This window comes from Variovorax beijingensis, from assembly GCF_003951285.1.
Taxonomy (GTDB): Bacteria; Pseudomonadota; Gammaproteobacteria; order Burkholderiales; family Burkholderiaceae_C; genus Variovorax; species Variovorax beijingensis.
The window spans coordinates 38,930-55,669 of record NZ_RXFQ01000001.1; the positions used below are offsets into that span (position 1 = coordinate 38,930).

The window sequence follows — 16,740 nt, forward strand, 5'->3', positions numbered from 1 at the left end:
TCAGCGGCCCAGCGCGTTGATGTCGGCCGGATCGAGCAGCACCTTCGGCGCGCCGTGCCGCGCCACGGCCAGCATGGCGCGGCCCACTTTCTCGGTGGTCGTCACCTTGTCGGGCCAGAGCCGGTGGGCCAGCCCGAGCACGGGCTTGAGCACCATGATCGCGGCCTGGTAGAGCGGCGTCTTCGAACGCACGCCATGCAGCGGTTGGATCATGCCGGGGCGGAACATGTAGGCGGCCTTGAACGGCAGCCTGAGCAACGCGTTTTCGGTCGCACCCTTCACGCGCGCCCACATGCGGCTGCCGCGCTCGCTGCTGTCGGTGCCCGCACCCGTCACGTAGGTGAAGGTCATACCCGGGTTGAGCCGCGCGAGCACGATGGCGGCGGCCATCGTGAGGTCGTAGGTGATGCGCCTGTAGTCGGCCTCTTGCATGCCCACCGACGACACGCCGAGGCAGAAGAAGCAGGCATCGAAGGCCTGCAATTGCGGCTCGAAGCCGCTGTAGTCGGTCATGTTCTTGATGACCACGTCCTGCAGCTTCGGGTGCTGAACCCCGGTGGCATTGCGGCCGACCGCGACCACGCGCGCCACGTCGGGCGCAAGCAGGCATTCGCGCAGCACGCCCTGCCCCACCATGCCGGTGGCGCCGAAGATCAGGATGTTCATGGCGAGGGGCCCGGTCAGACCGCGAACTCGCCGGGACGCTTTTCGAGCACCGCCAGCAGCAGGTCGACATCGAGGCTGGAAGGCTGCGGCGCCTGCAGCGCGCCGAGCATGCGCGAGAGCGTCTCGGCATGCGGCAGCAGCGGGCCCAGGAAACGGGTGCCGTCGGCACCGGCGATCAGCAGCGTGGGAAAGGTCTCGACGTCGAAGGCGTCGGCAATCTCGGCGTGGTCCTCGATGTCGACCCAGGCGAAGCGGAACTGCGGATGCGCCCGCGCCACCTGTTCGAGCAGCGGCCGGTAGTCGCGGCAGGTGCCGCACCATTCGGCGCACAGGCATACGACCCACGGCGCATCGCTGGCCGGCTCGGCGGAAACGGGGGCGGCAGGAAGAGCGCTCAAGGTTGATGCGGTGCAGGTGTGAATACGAAGCCGGGGTGGTGCGGCCGGAAGGTCGTGGCTATTATGGACAAAGCGCCTCCGGCGTTCAGGAGACCCGCACGATGAACACCACGACTGCCCCGGAATCTGCTGTCGATCCGCGACGTTTCAAGAGTTTCGCGGAGTTCTACCCCTTCTACCTGAGCGAGCACGCCAACCGCACCTGCCGGCGCCTGCACTTCGCGGGCTCGACGATTTCGCTGCTGTGCCTGGTGGCGCTGGTCGTCACGCTCAACCCGCTCTGGCTGCTGGCCGGGCTGGTCGCGGGCTACGGCTTTGCCTGGGTCGGGCATTTCGGCTTCGAGAAGAACAAGCCGGCTTCGTTCAAGCGCCCGCTCTACAGCTTCATGGGCGACTGGGCGATGTACCGCGACATCTGGCTGGGCAAGGTCAAGATTTGACGACTATCAAATCAGGAGCACGTCGCCCAGACGCAGCGAGTGCAGCGGGCCTTTGCGCCACAGGTCCTCGAGCGGCTCCGCGCGCGGCATCAACAACTCCCTGAGCAGCGGCTCGATCGGCGTGGATGGATCGGCCAGCAGCACGTAGCGCGGATCTTCGTTCGCGGTCTCCTCGGCGAGCGGCGCAATCCAGTCCAGCGCCACCAGCGTTTCGAGCACCGGCACCACCTGCAGCGCATCGACCCGCATGCGCGTGACGAGTTCGGTGGCGCCCATGCCCTTGGCCGGCGTGGCGCGCGCCCGCGCCAGGTGCTGCAGCACCTCCATGGCCAACTGCAGCGGCCACCCGGCCCGCCCGCCCCGGCGCGCTACACCGGTCAGCAGGCTTGGCAGGTAGGCCGCGATGACCGCGCCCAACAGCACGATCACCCAGGCCACGTAGATCCACACCAGCAGGATCGGCACGGTGGCAAAGGCGCCGTAGAGCACCGAATAGGTCGGCACCAGGCTCAGGTAGTAGCCCAGCACGCGCTTGGCGATCTCGATGGCGGCCGCCACGAAGACGCCGCCGGCCCAGGCATGCGACCAGCGCACGTTGGTGTTGGGCACGTAGTGGTAGAGCGACGCCATGCCCGCTGCGAGCAGCACGAATTCGAAGGTGTCGAAGAACAGCTTGAGGATGCTTCCGCCCACCACGTCGCGCGACGCGGCAAACACGTACGAGGTGGTCGAGAGGCTCACCGCCAGGATCAGCGGCCCGAGCGTGATCGCGGCCCAGTAGATCAGCACGCGCTGCGCAAAGGGCCGGGGCGAGCGTACGCGCCAGATGTTGTTGAGCGTCTTGTCGATGGTGAGGATCAGCGCGATGGCGGTGATCAGCAGCACCACCAGGCCCGCGATGCCGAGGCCGCCGGCCTTGCTCGAGAACTGGTTCAGGTAGCCCAGCACCTGGCGCGCGATATCGTCGGGAATCAGGCTCTCGATGAGCCAGCGCTGCAGCCGCCCCTGCAGCTTGGCGAACATCGGGAACACGGTGAAGAGCGCCAGCGCCACCGTGAAGAACGGCACCATCGCAATGGTGGTGGTGAAGGTGAGGCTGCTGGCCGTCAGGCCGAGCCGGTCTTCGCGGAAACGCTCGCCCAGCACCGCCGCGGTGTTGCCCCACGGAAAGCGCGAAAGATCCCTCCAGAGCTGACGACGATTCATGGCCGGTATCATAAGAACCCGAACCCTTTCCCAGTCTTCGCGCACTTCGTGTCGCAGGTTCCGCGGTGTTCCGCCCATGAAAACCATCACACCGCCAGCTTCCTCTTCCGTTCGCGCCACACGCTGGCTTGCCGTGGGCAGCCTCGTCGGCCTGATCGTGCTGGGCCTGGCCTGGGAACTGTGGCTCGCGCCGCTGCGGCCGGGCGGCTCGCTGCTGGCGCTCAAGGTGCTGCCGCTGGTCATTCCGCTCGCGGGGCTCTACAAGAACCGCATGTACACCTACCGCTGGGTCAGCCTGATGGTCTGGCTCTATTTCACCGAGGGCGTGGTGCGCGCCTGGAGCGACACCAACGGCGTGGGCCAGGTGCTCGCGCTCATCGAGGTGCTGCTGTGCCTCATGCTCTTCGCGGCCTGCGCCTGGCATGTGCGGCTGCGGCTGCGCAACGCCAAGGCGGCCCGCCAACTGGAGGCTTCCACCCAATGACGCCAATGACGACTTCTTCTTCCGCTCCCCTGATCGATCAACTGCGTGCCATCGTCGGCGCGCAGCACGTGCTGAACGAGGGCGACCTCACGGCCTACGAACAGGACTGGCGCAAGCGCGCACGCGGCAAGTCGCTGGCCGTGGTGCGGCCCGCCAATGCGCAGCAGGTGGCCGACGTGGTCAAGGCCTGCGCCGCGGCCGGCACGGCCATCGTGCCGCAGGGCGGCAACACCGGCCTGGCCGTGGGCTCCATTCCCGACGACAGCGGCACGCAGGTGGTGCTGAGCCTGCAGCGGCTGAACGCCATCCGCACCATCGACGCCGCCAACCTCACCATGACGGTGGAGGCCGGCTGCATCCTGCAGACGCTGCAGGAGGCGGCGCAGAAGCAGGGCTTCCTGTTCCCGCTGAGCCTTGCGGCCGAGGGCAGCTGCACCATCGGCGGCAACCTTGCGACCAATGCCGGCGGCACCCAGGTGGTCCGCTACGGCAACACGCGCGAACTGTGCCTGGGCCTCGAAGTGGTCACGCCGCAGGGCGAGATCTGGGAAGGCACCAGCGGCCTGCGCAAGGACAACACCGGCTACGACCTGCGCGACCTGATGATCGGCAGCGAAGGCACGCTCGGCATCATCACCGCGGCCACCATGAAGCTCTACCCGCTGCCCGCCGCGCAGCTCACGGCCTGGGCCGCGGTGCCCTCGCTCGACCACGCGGTCACGCTGCTGGGCCTTGCGCACAGGCAGCTGGGCTCGGGCCTCACGGGCTTCGAGGTGATGGGCCGGTTTGCATTGAGCCTGGTCGACAAGCACATGCCGCAGCTGCGCGTGCCCTTCATCGGCGACGAAGCCGTGCCGTACTGTGTGCTGCTCGAGAACTCCGACAGCGAATCCGAAGACCATGCGCGCGCACGCTTCGAGGCGCTGCTCGAAACGGCTTTCGAAGACGGCTGCGTGACCGATGCGGTGGTGGCCGAGAACCTCGCGCAGGCGCACCAGCTCTGGCACATCCGCGAAAGCATTCCGCTCGCGCAGGCCGAAGAGGGCCTGAACATCAAGCACGACATCTCGATTCCGGTGTCGCGCATTCCGGCCTTCGTGGCGGACACCGACGCGCTGCTGGCGCGCGAGATTGCCGGCGTGCGGCTGGTGAACTTCGGCCACCTGGGCGACGGCAACCTGCACTACAACGTGCAGGCGCCCGAGAACATCGACACCAAGGCCTTCCTGAAGGACGAGGAAGAGCGCATCAACACGCTGGTGTACGACGCGGTCGAGAAGTTCGGCGGCTCGTTCTCGGCCGAGCATGGCGTGGGTTCGCTCAAGGTCGACAAGCTCGAGAAGCACAAGTCGCCGGTGGCGCTGGAGATGATGCGGGCGATCAAGCGCGGGCTCGATCCGAAGAACATCCTCAACCCGGGCCGCGTGATCCGGGTCTAGCCTCTAACCGGGAAAGTCCTCGCCGCGCAGCTCGATCGGCTGGCCGTGCGGCGTGCGGTCCGCGGCGCGGTCCCAGGCGCGGCGGTAGCGCGCGAGTTCGTCTTCGGAGCTGGCGCCCTTGCGCGCGACCAGGCTTTCGAGCGCGGCGAGCCAGTGGCGGTAGTAGGTGCCGCCGGTGTCGGGGTCGCCGGCGGCCTGTGCGGCCGCGATCTGTGCCGCAAGCACTTCGGCCCATTCAACCCAGGTGAACAGGCCGCGCTCGTGCAGCGCCAGCGTCATCGCAAAGGCCTGCGCCTCCCAGGGTGCATTGAACACCGGCCCGCCGGCATCGCGCGGCATGCCGGGGGCGAGCGCGAGTGGCGGTGCCATGCCGCTCTTCATGCGGCGGGCTCCAGGTAGCTTTCCCAGGCGTCGACCGACACCGCGAGGTTCTGGCGCGGCGCGCCTTCGCCCCAGAGCTCGGCCTCGTCGAAGACCACGGTGTAGAGCCACTGCGGCTGCTCGCCCAGGCCCTGCGCATGGGCATCGGCGAACACATGCGCGCCATGCACATGCTCGATCACGCCGTGCTTGCCCTGCACGTAGCCCGGCAGCCGCGTGTGGTGGTCGACGTTGCCGGTGCGCATGCGCACCGGCTGGCCGACGGCAAAGCGCGCCGGGCCTGGCTCGGCGCGCTGGACGGGCGAGCCCTTGGCCAGCACGGCGGAAACATTGGCCGCCTGCAGCACACGGGCGACCGGTGCCGCGGGATGGCGCATCTCGCCGGATGCGAGCTCGTCCGCAAAGACCTGGCCGCGCTGCAGCATCAGCTGCTCCAGTGCGCCAAGCCAGATCTGGTAGTAGCTCAGGTTTCCGTAGCCGGGCAGCGTCTCGCGCACGGCGCGGCTCGCATCGATGTTCCAGGAGCCGGTTGCGCCCATGGCAAGCGTGAGCGCCAGCGCGCGCGGCTCCCACGCGGCATGGAACAGCTCGCCCTCGGGCTCGGGCGTGACCGGGCCGAAACCGGGCTGGCCGCCAAGGTCGGCATGGGTGACATAGCTCATAGCGTGACCTCCGTGCTTTGCACTGCGGTATTCGCCTTGGGAGCGGCCCGGCGGCTCATGCGGCACTCCCTGGCGTTGCCGGTGCTTCCACCCGCCGCGTGCCGATCATCGAATCGCGCGTGACCAGCGCGGCAAGCTCTTCTTCGCTCATGCCTTCGGTGCCTTCCGGGCGCTGCGGTATGACGAGGTAGCGCACCTCGGCAGTCGAATCCCAGACGCGGATGCGCGTCGACTCGGGCAGCACCGTGCCGAAATCGGCCAGCACGCCGCGCGGGTCTTTCACGGCCCGCGAGCGGTACGGCGCGCTCTTGTACCAGGTGGGCGGCAGGCCGAGCACCGGCCAGGGGTAGCAGCTGCACAGGGTGCAGACGACCATGTGGTGCTGCTCGGCCGTGTTCTCCACCGCCACCATGTGCTCGCCTTGGCGGCCGGTGTAGCCCAGCGAGGCGATGGCGGCCGTGGCATCCTTCAGCAGCCAGTCGCGGAACGCCCGGTCGACCCAGGCCCGGGCCACCACGCGCGCGCCGTTGCGCGGGCCGATGCGGGTCTGGTAGGTGTCGATCAGCACGTCGAGTGCGGCCGGATCGATGTAGCCCTTCTGGGTGAGCACGCTCTCGAGCGCCCGCACGCGCAGGTCCATCTCGCCGAGTTCGCTGTGTTCGTGGGAGTGGTCATGGCCGGTCATCGGCCAATGCTAGCGCCGCCCCGTAAAATTCCCAACATGACCTCGCCCGCCCGCCCCGTCCGCTCCCAGTACGAAGATTTCATGCGCCATGTGGACACCCATGGCGTCCACAAGAGCGACCGCACCGGCACGGGCACCAAGAGCGTGTTCGGCCACCAGATGCGCTTCGACCTGAACGAAGGCTTTCCGCTGGTGACCACCAAGAAGGTGCACCTCAAGTCCATCATCCAGGAACTGCTGTGGTTCCTGACCGGCTCCAGCAACAACAACTGGCTCAAGGAGCGCGGCGTCACCATCTGGGACGAGTGGGCGCGCGAAGACGGCGACCTGGGCCCGGTCTACGGCGTGCAGTGGCGCAGCTGGCCCACGCCGGACGGCGGCCACATCGACCAGATCTCCGAAGTCATCAAGACCCTGAAGACCAACCCCGATTCGCGCCGCATCATCGTGAGCGCATGGAACGTGGCCGAGCTCTCGAAGATGGCGCTCATGCCCTGCCACGCCTTCTTCCAGTTCTACGTGGCGCCGCCGCAGACACCGGGCGAGCGCGGCAGGCTGAGCTGCCAGCTCTACCAGCGCAGCGCCGACATCTTCCTGGGCGTGCCCTTCAACATCGCGAGCTACGCACTGCTCACGCACATGGTGGCGCAGCAGTGCGAGCTCGACGTGGGCGACTTCATCTGGACCGGCGGCGACTGCCACATCTACAGCAACCACGCCGAGCAGGTGGCGCTGCAGCTCAGCCGCACGCCCTACCCATACCCCACGCTCCACATCAAGCGCAAGCCGGCCTCGATCTTCGACTACCAGTACGAAGACTTCGAGGTGCTCGACTACCGGCACCACGATCCCATCAAGGCACCCGTGGCGGTGTAGGCCCATGTCCGAGCTCGCCACGAAACCGCGCATCCACCTGATCTTCGCGCGCGCCGCCAACGGCGTGATCGGCGCCAAGGGCACCATTCCCTGGCACCTGCCCGAAGACATGGTGCACTTCAAGCAGCAGACGGCCGGTGCCCCCGTCGTCATGGGCCGCAAGACCTGGGATTCGCTGCCACCGCGTTTCCGCCCGCTGCCGGGCCGGCGGAACATCGTCGTGACGCGGCAGGACGACTGGAAGGCCGAAGGCGCATGGCGCGTGGGCAGCCTGCAGGAGGCGCTGTCGCTGTGCGAGGAATCGCAGGTGCCCGACGTGTGGGTCATCGGCGGCGCGCAGATCTATGCCGAAGCCGAGCCGCTCGCGCAGCAGGTGGTCGTGACCGAACTCGCGCACGACTACGAAGGCGATGCGCATGCGCCGGAACTCTCCCCCTCCGCCTGGCGCGAAACCAAGCGCGAATCGCATGTCTCGGCGAAGGAGGGCCTCAACTACAGCTTCGTGACCTACGAACGCATCGCGCCATCGAAGGCATGAACGCAGACGAGCCGCGCGCCATTGCCCCGCCGCTGCGGCGCCGCTTCCTGGTGGCTGGCGCCGCGCTGCTTTGCGGCCTGGCGCCCATGCACGCGCTGCGGGCGGCCGAGCGGCTCGATCCCGACGAGGAAGCGCTCTTCATTCCCGGCACCGCGCGCCCCACCGCCGATGGCCGGCTCGAAGTCGACATCCACGCCTGGGTCTACGAACCCGAGCGCCGCTGGGGCCTGAATGCCGCGTTCGCGCGCTACCTGGGCCTGAACCTGAAGAAGCTCTCGCCGGCGGCGCGGCTGCGCTTCAACCAGCGCACCGCGCTGTTCCACGCCGAGTCGGAAGAAGGCAAGGTGTTCGAACTCGACTTCGACGGCAGCGCCGCGCGCGTGGCCACGCCGCCTTCGGGCGCGGACGGCCGCATGAACATGCGCATCGCCATCGAGCCGCCCCGCATGCCGTCTTCGAGCGAGTGGCTGAAGTTCCATGCCGTGACCGGGCCCGGCGAACTGCTGCATCGCTTCAGGGGCGAGGCGCTGATCGTCCCCGCCCAGGGCCTGTCGATCATTTCGGACATCGACGACACCATCAAGCGCACGCAGGTGCGCGACCGGCGCGAGATGCTGCTGAACACGTTTGCGCGGCGCTTCGAGGCGGCACCCGGCATGGCGGCGTACTACCGCGCGCTGGCCAAGGCGCCGGACGCGCGCTTCCACTATCTTTCGGCCAGCCCGATGCAGCTGTACCCCGCGCTCGCCGATTTCCTTCGCGATGCAGACTTTCCCTTGGGCAGCGTGCACCTGCGCGAAAGCACGACCTGGCGCACGCTCATTCCCGGCGAGCAGGATTCGCGCACGCACAAGCTCGGCGTGATCGAGCGCCTGCTGGCCGACTTTCCACATCGCCGGTTCATGCTGGTGGGCGATTCGGGCGAGAGCGATCCCGAGATCTACGGGCAGGCCGCGCGCGCCCATCCCGGCCGCATCGACAGCATCGCGATACGCGACGTGACCGGCGAGGACAGCCGCGCCGAGCGCTATGCGGCCGCCTTCGAAGGCGTGGCGCCCGGCCTCTGGCAAATTCTTTCCCCCGAACAGGCCCCGGCACCGAGCCAGTTGGCAAGGTGAGCGCCCGCCACCGAAACACTATCGGCACCTTCGTTTCCAGCGCCGGCGACAAAAGAACACTTAGGTACACACAGGAAAGTCGTGCGCATCGCAGGGATTAGGCAAGACTGTGATTTTTTCCGCAGAATGTTTGCTCCACCATCCCAGACAAGGAGACGGCCCATGTCCATGGAGTTTCTTCGAGTCATCGCCGAGCAGAAATTGCCATACGTCGTCCACACGCCAGCCGACATCGACAGGCTGCGCGTGCTGCGTGCGGCCGAGCTGGTGACCGCTTTCATTCCGCCGTCCAGCCACGCGCCGGACGATCGGGCGATACATCATCTCGCCCAGGTGGAATCGATCACCGCCAAGGGCAAGCTGGCGCTGAACAAGGCCACCTCGGCCTTCATCGAACTCTGAATTCCGTCGCAGCGCCCCCGAGCCCCGCGTTCCGCGCGGGGTGCGGCTAGCGCTTTCGCACGCCGGCCTCGAAGCCCAGCAGCTTCATTGCGGCCCCCGGACTCTTTGCAGCCTTTGCGTATGCGGCCCACGGATCGTTGCCGCGGTCGAGCCGCGCATGGATGTTCCGCAGGGTCCACTGCGCGCCGCTCGTGAGCGTGGGAACCTCCTGCCATTCCACCGGCACCGACACGCCCATTCCGGGGCGCGCCCGCACCGACCAAGCGCAGATGGTGGTCGCGCCGAAGCCGTTGCGCAGGTAGTCAATGAAGATGCGGCCGACGCGGTTGCCCGGCCCGCTCTTGGCGACGAACATCTGCGGCAGGATGCGCGCCATGTGCCGCACGATGGCCTGCGAGAAATCCTTGATGGTGTCCCAGTCGTACTGCCGCCTGAGCGGCACCACCACGTGCAGCCCCTTGCCGCCGCTGGTCTTGCAGAACGGCGCCAGGCCCAGTTCGTCGAGCACCACGCGCATCAGCTCCGCTGCCTGCAGCACCACGGGCCAGCCGACGCCTTCGCCCGGGTCGAGGTCGAAGGTCATGCGGTCGGGCTTGCCGATGAGCGTCTTCACGCCGTTCCAGGCATGGAACTCGATGACGTTCATCTGCGCCGCGCTCAGCAGCCCGAGCGGGCCCGCCACCTCGATCAGCTCGGGGTGCTCCGGCCACAGCGCCGCATCGAGCTGCCGCACGCCGGCCATCTGCCCCAGCTCGAGATGCTTCTGGAAGAAGAGCTGCCCCTTGATGCCCTGCGGCGCGCGCACGAACGACACGGGCCGGCCCTTGAGGTGCGGCATCATCAGCGGCGCGACCAGGCCGTAGAAGCGCACCACCTCCACCTTGGTGATGCCCGTGGACGGATCGACCACGCGGTCGGCATGCGAAACCTTGAAGTTGGCGGGCATGGTGGCGGCGGGTTCGGGCTCAGGCGTGCGGCCGGCGCCCGCCTGGTGCACCGGCTTCTCGCGGAGGATGGCCCGGGCGGGCTTGTCTGAGCGCACGCTGTGGAACACCGGATGCCGCACATGGCCGTCCTTGGTCCATTCGGAAAACGTGACTTCGGCCAGCAGCACCGGCTTGACCCAGTGCGCGCGGCGGTCGTTTTCGGTCGGGTTCTTGAACGGCCGCCTGTCGATGCCGAGCGGCTTCAGCCTCTCGAGCATGTGGGCGAGCGTCCGGCCATTGAAGCCCGCGCCCACCGCGCCGGCGTACACCAGGTCGCCCTTGTCGTCGTGCACGCCGATCAGCAGCGCGCCGATGCCCACCCGCGAGCCCTTGGGATCGGTATAGCCGCCGATGACGAACTCCTGCCGCTGCGAGCACTTGAGCTTGATCCAGTCGGGCGAGCGGCGCGAGGCATAGGTGCTGTTCTTGCGCTTTCCGATCACGCCTTCGAGCCCGATCTTGCAGGCCGAGGCCACGATGTCCTCCGGCGGCGCATCGAAGATCTCGCTGAAGCGGATTCCGGGCGGCGCCTTGGCAAGCAGCGCCTGCAGCAGGCCGCGGCGCTCCATCAGCGGCACGCCGGTGAGATCGAAGCCGCCGTAGTACGGCAGGTCGAACAGGAAGTAGACGATGTCGCGCGTGTTGTCGCTGTCGAAGGCGTTCTGCAAGGCCTGGAAGTCCGTGCCGCCGGACTCGTTGAGCACCACGATCTCGCCATCGAGCCAGCCGGGCGCGAGCTTCATGCGCTCGATCGCGCGCACCAGGTGCGGCATGCGGCCGCTCCAGTCATGGCCGTTGCGCGTGAAGAGCTGCACGCCGCCTTTCGCATCGATGCGCGCGAGCAGGCGGTAGCCGTCGAACTTGATCTCGTACAGCCAGTTTTCGGGATCCGGCGGCGGGCCGTCGACCAGCGTGGCGAGCAGCGGCGAGAGCTTGGCGGGCGTGGCGGCTTTCACCGCATCGGCGGGCATGCCGCTGGCCGATGCCTTGCCGCGCTTTCTTGCCGGCGCGGCCGGCACCCCGGCGGGCGCCGAAACCGCCGCGGCGGGCATCGGCATCTGCGCCACGCTGTCCGGGAACTGGTCGACCACGCTGAATTCCGCGGCCGGGCGGGCGTACCCGTCATGCTCCTTGATCAGCAGCCACGCGTCCTGCTTGTCATCGGCCTTGCCGTGCATGCGCACCAGGGTCCACTTTCCGCGCAGCTTGTAGCCATGCAGCTCGAACTTCAGGCGCCCCGCCCTGTAGCCCTTGAGCGGATCGCCGATGGGCGTCCAGCTGCCCTTGTCCCAGATGATCACCTTGCCCGCGCCGTACTGCCGGGGCGGTATCTCGCCCTCGAACTGGTTGTAGGAGATCGGGTGGTCCTCCACATGCACGGCCATGCGCTTGTCGTGCGTGTCGTAGCTCGGGCCCTTGGGCACCGCCCAGCTCTTCATCGCGCCGTCGAGTTCGATGCGGAAGTCGTAGTGCAGCCGCGTGGCCCAGTGCTTCTGCACCACGAACTGCAGCACGCCGGGCGCCGATGCGCCGCCTTCCTCGGGCTCGGGCGTGACGCCGAAGTTGCGCTTTTCCTTGTAGCGCTTCAGGGGGTTTGCGCGCGCCATGGTGTGTCGGGCTCCGGGTCCAGCGGATGGCTTGCCGCGTAGCGTTCGAGCAGCAGGTAAAGCACCAGGCCGCCGATCAGCGGCAGCAGGTAGTAGAGCGCGCGATAGGCCAGCACGGCCCCCATCAGCGCGCCCTGGCGCACGGTGCCCGAGAGCAGCGCCAGGTAGACGGCCTCGAGCACGCCGAGCCCGGCCGGAATCGGCGTGATCACGCCGACGATGGAGGCGGCCAGCAGCACGCTCAGCGTGGTGGCATACGGCACCTGGCCGCCCAGCAGCAGGTACATCGCGCAGCCCATCAATGCCCAGTTGGCAGTGGAGAGCGTGAGCTGGACGACCGCAAGCTGCGCCGAGGGGAGCCTCACCCGCCGCCCCCTCACCTGCCACTGCCGCCCGCGCGAAAAGGCACAGGCCAACACGTACGCCGCCGCGAGAAGAATCATCAGCACGCCCAGCGCGCGCAACGCGTCCGCCCCGATGCTCGCCTGGCGCGGCGGCGTGATGACGCCAGCCGCGAACAGGCCGCCGGCCAGCAGCCCGTAGCCGAGCCAGTTGGTGGCCAGGCTCACGCCGACGATCTGCGCCACCACGGCTTCGTCGAGGCCGGCGCGCGCATAGAGCCGGGCACGCATCGCAATCCCGCCGACCAGCGAACCCAGGTTGAGATTGAAGGCGTAGCTCGTCACCGCAATGGCCCAGGTGCGCCAGCGCGGCACCCGGTGGCGCGTGTGCCGCCGGCCGACGAGGTCGAAGCATCCGTAGAGCGCATGGCTCGCGGTTGCGATGGCCCAGACCCCCAGCAGCAGCATCGCCGGATAGCGCTGCAGCGCCTCCCATGCACCCGCCCAGTCGACCTTGTGCGCATGCGACAGCAACAGGCCCAGCACCGCAAGCCCCAGCAGCGGCAGCAGCCATCGGCGGCAGCGGCGCCAGAGCGACGGCCTGCCGGCCGGCGGGTCCGCCGCCGAAAGCGTGGTCGCGTCGTGGTTCATGGCGGCACCAGGGTGGAAATCAGCGCCGGCAGGTCGAGCGGCTTGAGCAGATGGTGGTCGAACCCGGCCATCGCAATGCGCTCCTTGTCGCCGTGCTGGCCCCAGCCGGTCAGTGCGACCAGGATCAATCCGGCCAGCGCGGGATCGGCGCGCAGCCTCGTTGCGAGCTCGCAGCCGTCCATGCCCGGCATGCCGATGTCGAGGATCGCGAGCCCGGGCGGCGGACCCTCGGCCACCATGCGCAGCGCGGCATCTGCGCTGTAGGCCACGCGCGTCACGGCGCCCATCGAGCGCAGCAGCTCGCCCAGCGCATCGGCCGCATCCCTGTTGTCGTCGACGATCAGCACCGTGCCCGGCAACGAGGCCGGCCAGCCGCGAACGGCCGGTGCCGGCGACGCGGGCACGCCGGTCTCGACGCGGGCGAGCGGCAGGCGCACGCAGAACATCGCGCCCTGGCCGAGGCCCGCACTGGCCGCCTCGACGCTGCCGCCATGGAGCTCGACCAGGCTCTTCACCAGCGTGAGGCCGATGCCCAGGCCGCCCTGCGCCGCCTTGGAGGTACCGCTCACCTGCACGAACATCTCGAAGATCGACTTCAGCATGTCCGGCGCAATGCCGGTGCCGTTGTCCCAGACCTCGACCACGGCGTCGCGCCCTTCCTGGCGCAGCACGATGCGGATCTTCCCGCCGGGCGCGGTGTACTTCGCGGCGTTGTTGAGCAGGTTGGAGAACACCTGGGTCAGGCGAACGCCGTCGCCCCGCACAACGACCGGCTCGCTGCACAGCTGTGTGCTCAGCGCGTGCCCGGCGCCTTCGAGCAGCGGCCGGCTCAGTTCGATGGCGTCCTCGATCACCGCTTCGAGTGCCATCGCCTCCATGCGCAGCTCGATCTTGCCGCGCGTGATGCGCGAGACCTCCATCAGGTCGTTCACGAGCCGCACCATGTGGTCGATCTGCCGCCCCATGAGCTCGTAGTAGCGCCGGGCCTCCGCGGGCTCGTGCGGCTTTCGCATCAGGAGCGTGAGCGCGGTGCTCATCGGCGCGAGCGGGTTGCGCAGCTCGTGCGCCAGCGTTGCAAGGAACTCGGTCTTGCGCTGGTCCGATTCGCGCAGACCGTCGAGCAGCTCGCGCAGCTGGTACTGCCGGTTGCGCGCCCTGAGGGCCGCGCGGACCGTGCTGATCAGCGAGGCCACGCGCATCGGCCGCTCGATCACCGTGACGTTCGCGAACCGGTCCATGGCCTTGGCGATGACGGGCGAGTCCGCGCCCTGGCGGGCAAGAACGAGCACCGGCAGATCGGACCACGGAGGCTGCGAGCCCAGCGCTTCGGCCAGCGTGCCTGCGGCCGGATCGGCCAGCACTTCTTCCGCCAGCACGATGGCGCCGGCACCTTCCTCGAGCCCCCGCACGAGCTCGCACAGGCTGTCGCAGGTGCGGGCCGCAATCTGTGCGCGGGCCAGTACGGCGCTCGCCATGAGGGCGTCTCTGGAGGTTGCGGTCCGCAACAGGATGCGCTGCTCGACGGATGCGACGGGTGGGCTCACGATGCGTGCTGCACGCCGTCGGTGGGAATGGGGACGCCCGTCAGGATGCCCCTGAAATGACGCAGCGGCTCACCGACCTTGAGGCCTGTGGCGGTCATCGAGAAATCGCGGATGCTGCGCTCGTGCGCGCCGCCGCGCTTCTTCAGCACCGAGATCGCCTGGCGCACTTCGCCCGCGAGCTCGAAGTAGCGAAGCAGCACCACCGCATCCGCCAGGTAGCTCGCATCCACGGGCGTCTTCATCTGCATGCCGATGAGGCCATGCTGCGCGCCCACCAGCAGCGTGGCGACGCCGGCTTGCCCCAGATAGGAAAGCAGCTCGTGCAGCTGCACGATCAGGAAGCGCTCGTCGGGCATGGCGTTGAGGTAGCCGTTGAGGCTGTCGATCACCACCACCGCCGCACCGCCCTCCACCACCGCCAACCGGATCAGGTGCACGAACTCGCCCGGCGACAACTCGGCGGGGTCGACCTGCCGCACCTTGATGCGGCCGGATTCGATGTATGGCCCCAGGTCCATGCCCATGCTTTCGCAGCGCGTGCGCAGCGTGTGGATGCTCTCGTCGAAGATGAAGAGGGCCGCGCATTCGCCGCGCTGCGCAGCAGCCAGCGCGAACTGCACCGCCACCGTCGATTTCCCCGTGCCCGGCGCGCCGACGAACAGCGTGCTCGTGCCTCGCTCGAGGCCGCCGCCCAGCAGCGCGTCGAGCGCGTCCAGGCCGCTGGGAATGCGCGCCGGCGCCACCGCCGGCGCCGAGGGATGCTCGGAAGCGACCAGCCGCGGAAAGACGCGCAGGCCGCCGCGCTCGATGCGGTAGTCGTGGTAGCCGCCGCGGAACTGCCGGCCCCGGTATTTGCTGACGACCAGACGGCGCCGCGCGGCGCCGTAGTCGGAGCTGATCTGCTCGAGCCGGATCACCGCATGGGCAATGCTCTGCACCTGCAGGTCGTGCTTCATGGCGGTCATGTCGTCCAGCAGCAGCACCGTGCACTGGCGGCCGGCGAAGAACTGCTTGAGCGCGAGGATCTGCCGCCGGTAGCGCAGCGAGCTGCCGGCCAGCAGGGACAGCTCGGACAGCGAGTCGAACACCACGCGCGAAGGCTTGAGCACATCGACGTCCGAGAGGATCCGGAGGGTCGTCTCGCCGAGCTCGACCTCGGACGGATGGAACATCGTGTACTGCTCGTCGGGCTCGAGCGCGGCCTCCGACGGAAGCATCTCGCGCACTTCGATGCCGCTCAGGTCCCAGCCGTGGGAATGGGCCACGCCGCTGAGCTCCTGTGCTGTTTCCGACAGCGTGACATACAGCACCGACTCGCCGCGCTTCGCGCCTTCAATCAGGAATTGAAGCGCGATGGTGGTCTTGCCGGCGCCAGGCGTGCCTTCGACCAGGTAGAGGCGGTTGGACGTGAGCCCGCCGCCAAGAACATCGTCGAGGCCGGGAACACCGACTTTCATCAGGCCGTCCTGGGCGGACGGCAAGTCCGTACCGTCGAGCTTCATTTCTTCCTCCATCGTTGGACAGACAGTCCTTTCTGCCCTGTTCTGCTTGCGATCTGCTGGCGCAAGGATTTTTATCAAGAGGCGCGGCCCCAGGGTTGTAGGGCATCACCCTTCTTCGAGACAAGACAACGCCACTGCGCCGCGGCCGCCGCGCGCGGGTGCCGGCGGCGGTGTCGGCGGGAACGGCTCAGGACTTGTCGGGCGTCTTGCGTTCGGCATCGCCCGGGTCCTCGAGCTTCTTGTTGTCGACCTTCTTCATCAGCTCCTCGCCTTCGGTGTCCTTGCCATCGGTGGGCACGGATTCCTCCTGGGTGATCTCCGGTTCGTCGGGGGAGCGCTCGCGGCGCTTCGGCGATGGCTTGTTCATGGCGGGCAACCTCCTGAATGAACCTCGACAGTGGAGTGCCTGCGGCACGGGCGCGCTCAGGCAATGGCGGCAGCGGTCGTCAGCCAACGCCGACGACGTCCTGCACGCAGGGTTGCTTCATGGCCAGGCTGCGGATGGCCCGCGCGGACTTCGGGCGGCTGCCCTTCCCGGGCAGCAGCACGCCCTCGAACAATGCGGTCAGCCTCCGGTGCCGCCGGCCGCCCGTTCAGCCCTTGCCTTCAGGGAAGGCCAAGGTAGATCCGCAGATCGTCCTTCATGGTCCCCGCTGACGCGACCGCCATGCGCAGGCGGGCCTCGCTGACGCCGAAACACTTCGTCCAGTAGTCGACCTCTTTCAGGTCGGTGATGTCGATTCGCTCATCGTCCTGTGGGACGCGGATCTCCATGTCGTCCGGCATCGCGGGATCTCCAGGTGGGTTGGAGACG

The 16,740-nt window shown here is 68.2% G+C and carries 19 protein-coding genes; 7 read left to right on the forward strand and 12 right to left on the reverse strand.

Translation table 11 applies throughout. The features are described from left to right. Window positions 1-666, reverse strand: a complete 666-nt coding sequence (locus tag EJO66_RS00210; RefSeq protein WP_125964427.1) for a Rossmann-fold NAD(P)-binding domain-containing protein — start codon at window positions 664-666, stop codon at window positions 1-3. 14 nt (window positions 667-680) lie between these two features. Continuing rightward, window positions 681-1,064 (reverse strand): thioredoxin family protein, encoded by a 384-nt coding sequence (locus tag EJO66_RS00215; RefSeq protein WP_012746814.1) that lies wholly within the window; start codon window positions 1,062-1,064, stop codon window positions 681-683. A 101-nt stretch (window positions 1,065-1,165) separates the two neighbouring features. Here EJO66_RS00215 and EJO66_RS00220 point away from each other — a divergent pair, with 101 nt between their 5' ends. Beyond that, window positions 1,166-1,504 (forward strand): Mpo1-like protein, encoded by a 339-nt coding sequence (locus tag EJO66_RS00220; protein ID WP_125964428.1) that lies wholly within the window; start codon window positions 1,166-1,168, stop codon window positions 1,502-1,504. Window positions 1,505-1,510: 6 nt separating this feature from the next. Here the strand turns inward: EJO66_RS00220 and EJO66_RS00225 are convergent, their stop codons facing one another. Then, on the reverse strand, window positions 1,511-2,722 hold the full coding sequence (locus EJO66_RS00225) for a YihY family inner membrane protein (RefSeq protein ID WP_125964429.1): 1,212 nt from the start codon (window positions 2,720-2,722) through the stop codon (window positions 1,511-1,513). A gap of 64 nt (window positions 2,723-2,786) precedes the next feature. On the opposite strand from EJO66_RS00225, the gene EJO66_RS00230 reads away from it, so the two are divergent. Then, a complete protein-coding gene (locus tag EJO66_RS00230) occupies window positions 2,787-3,194 on the forward strand; it encodes a DUF2069 domain-containing protein (RefSeq protein WP_124961511.1) in 408 nt (135 codons plus the stop codon). A 5-nt stretch (window positions 3,195-3,199) separates the two neighbouring features. Then, window positions 3,200-4,633, forward strand: coding sequence for an FAD-binding oxidoreductase (locus EJO66_RS00235; RefSeq protein WP_124961533.1), 1,434 nt, complete (start codon window positions 3,200-3,202; stop codon window positions 4,631-4,633). Window positions 4,634-4,636: 3 nt separating this feature from the next. Here EJO66_RS00235 and EJO66_RS00240 read toward each other — a convergent pair whose 3' ends face one another. The 3 genes from EJO66_RS00240 to nthA are packed head-to-tail and all read right to left on the reverse strand — an operon-like array spanning window position 4,637 to window position 6,361. Continuing rightward, window positions 4,637-5,014, reverse strand: a complete 378-nt coding sequence (locus EJO66_RS00240; protein WP_124961512.1) for a nitrile hydratase accessory protein — start codon at window positions 5,012-5,014, stop codon at window positions 4,637-4,639. Further along, complete coding sequence (gene nthB, locus EJO66_RS00245; protein WP_125964430.1) at window positions 5,011-5,676, reverse strand: nitrile hydratase subunit beta; 666 nt, start codon at window positions 5,674-5,676, stop codon at window positions 5,011-5,013. Before nthB ends, EJO66_RS00240 begins: the two co-directional genes overlap by 4 nt. Before the next feature lie 55 nt (window positions 5,677-5,731). Beyond that, window positions 5,732-6,361, reverse strand: coding sequence for a nitrile hydratase subunit alpha (gene nthA / locus EJO66_RS00250; RefSeq protein WP_125964431.1), 630 nt, complete (start codon window positions 6,359-6,361; stop codon window positions 5,732-5,734). Window positions 6,362-6,397: 36 nt separating this feature from the next. Here nthA and EJO66_RS00255 point away from each other — a divergent pair, with 36 nt between their 5' ends. The 4 genes from EJO66_RS00255 to EJO66_RS00270 all read left to right on the forward strand — a co-directional run bounded on the left by EJO66_RS00255 (window position 6,398) and on the right by EJO66_RS00270 (window position 9,295). Continuing rightward, the gene (locus tag EJO66_RS00255; protein ID WP_125964432.1) at window positions 6,398-7,237 is read left to right on the forward strand and encodes a thymidylate synthase; all 840 of its coding nucleotides are present in this window, start codon (window positions 6,398-6,400) and stop codon (window positions 7,235-7,237) included. A gap of 4 nt (window positions 7,238-7,241) precedes the next feature. Beyond that, a complete protein-coding gene (locus EJO66_RS00260; RefSeq protein WP_125964433.1) occupies window positions 7,242-7,775 on the forward strand; it encodes a dihydrofolate reductase in 534 nt (177 codons plus the stop codon). Further along, window positions 7,772-8,893 (forward strand): phosphatidate phosphatase App1 family protein, encoded by a 1,122-nt coding sequence (locus tag EJO66_RS00265; protein WP_125964434.1) that lies wholly within the window; start codon window positions 7,772-7,774, stop codon window positions 8,891-8,893. Before EJO66_RS00260 ends, EJO66_RS00265 begins: the two co-directional genes overlap by 4 nt. A gap of 162 nt (window positions 8,894-9,055) precedes the next feature. Further along, window positions 9,056-9,295, forward strand: coding sequence for a hypothetical protein (locus tag EJO66_RS00270; protein WP_124961518.1), 240 nt, complete (start codon window positions 9,056-9,058; stop codon window positions 9,293-9,295). 46 nt (window positions 9,296-9,341) lie between these two features. On the opposite strand, the gene ligD is transcribed toward EJO66_RS00270, so the two are convergent. The 6 genes from ligD to EJO66_RS00300 all read right to left on the reverse strand — a co-directional run bounded on the left by ligD (window position 9,342) and on the right by EJO66_RS00300 (window position 16,712). Further along, window positions 9,342-11,888 carry a DNA ligase D gene (gene ligD, locus EJO66_RS00275; RefSeq protein ID WP_125964435.1) on the reverse strand — a complete coding sequence of 849 codons (2,547 nt, stop codon included), beginning with the start codon at window positions 11,886-11,888 and terminating at the stop codon, window positions 9,342-9,344. Continuing rightward, window positions 11,867-12,880 carry a lysylphosphatidylglycerol synthase domain-containing protein gene (locus EJO66_RS00280; RefSeq protein WP_125964436.1) on the reverse strand — a complete coding sequence of 338 codons (1,014 nt, stop codon included), beginning with the start codon at window positions 12,878-12,880 and terminating at the stop codon, window positions 11,867-11,869. Before EJO66_RS00280 ends, ligD begins: the two co-directional genes overlap by 22 nt. After that, window positions 12,877-14,355 carry a hybrid sensor histidine kinase/response regulator gene (locus EJO66_RS00285; RefSeq protein WP_240648495.1) on the reverse strand — a complete coding sequence of 493 codons (1,479 nt, stop codon included), beginning with the start codon at window positions 14,353-14,355 and terminating at the stop codon, window positions 12,877-12,879. The genes EJO66_RS00280 and EJO66_RS00285 overlap by 4 nt, the downstream gene beginning before the upstream one ends. A gap of 65 nt (window positions 14,356-14,420) precedes the next feature. Next, window positions 14,421-15,926 (reverse strand): ATPase domain-containing protein, encoded by a 1,506-nt coding sequence (locus EJO66_RS00290; RefSeq protein ID WP_124961522.1) that lies wholly within the window; start codon window positions 15,924-15,926, stop codon window positions 14,421-14,423. Between the two features lie 187 nt (window positions 15,927-16,113). After that, entirely contained in the window at window positions 16,114-16,293 is a 180-nt protein-coding gene (locus EJO66_RS00295) for a hypothetical protein (protein WP_124961523.1), read from the reverse strand. 239 nt (window positions 16,294-16,532) lie between these two features. Continuing rightward, on the reverse strand, window positions 16,533-16,712 hold the full coding sequence (locus EJO66_RS00300) for a DUF3606 domain-containing protein (protein WP_012746796.1): 180 nt from the start codon (window positions 16,710-16,712) through the stop codon (window positions 16,533-16,535). Window positions 16,713-16,740 lie beyond the last annotated feature (28 nt).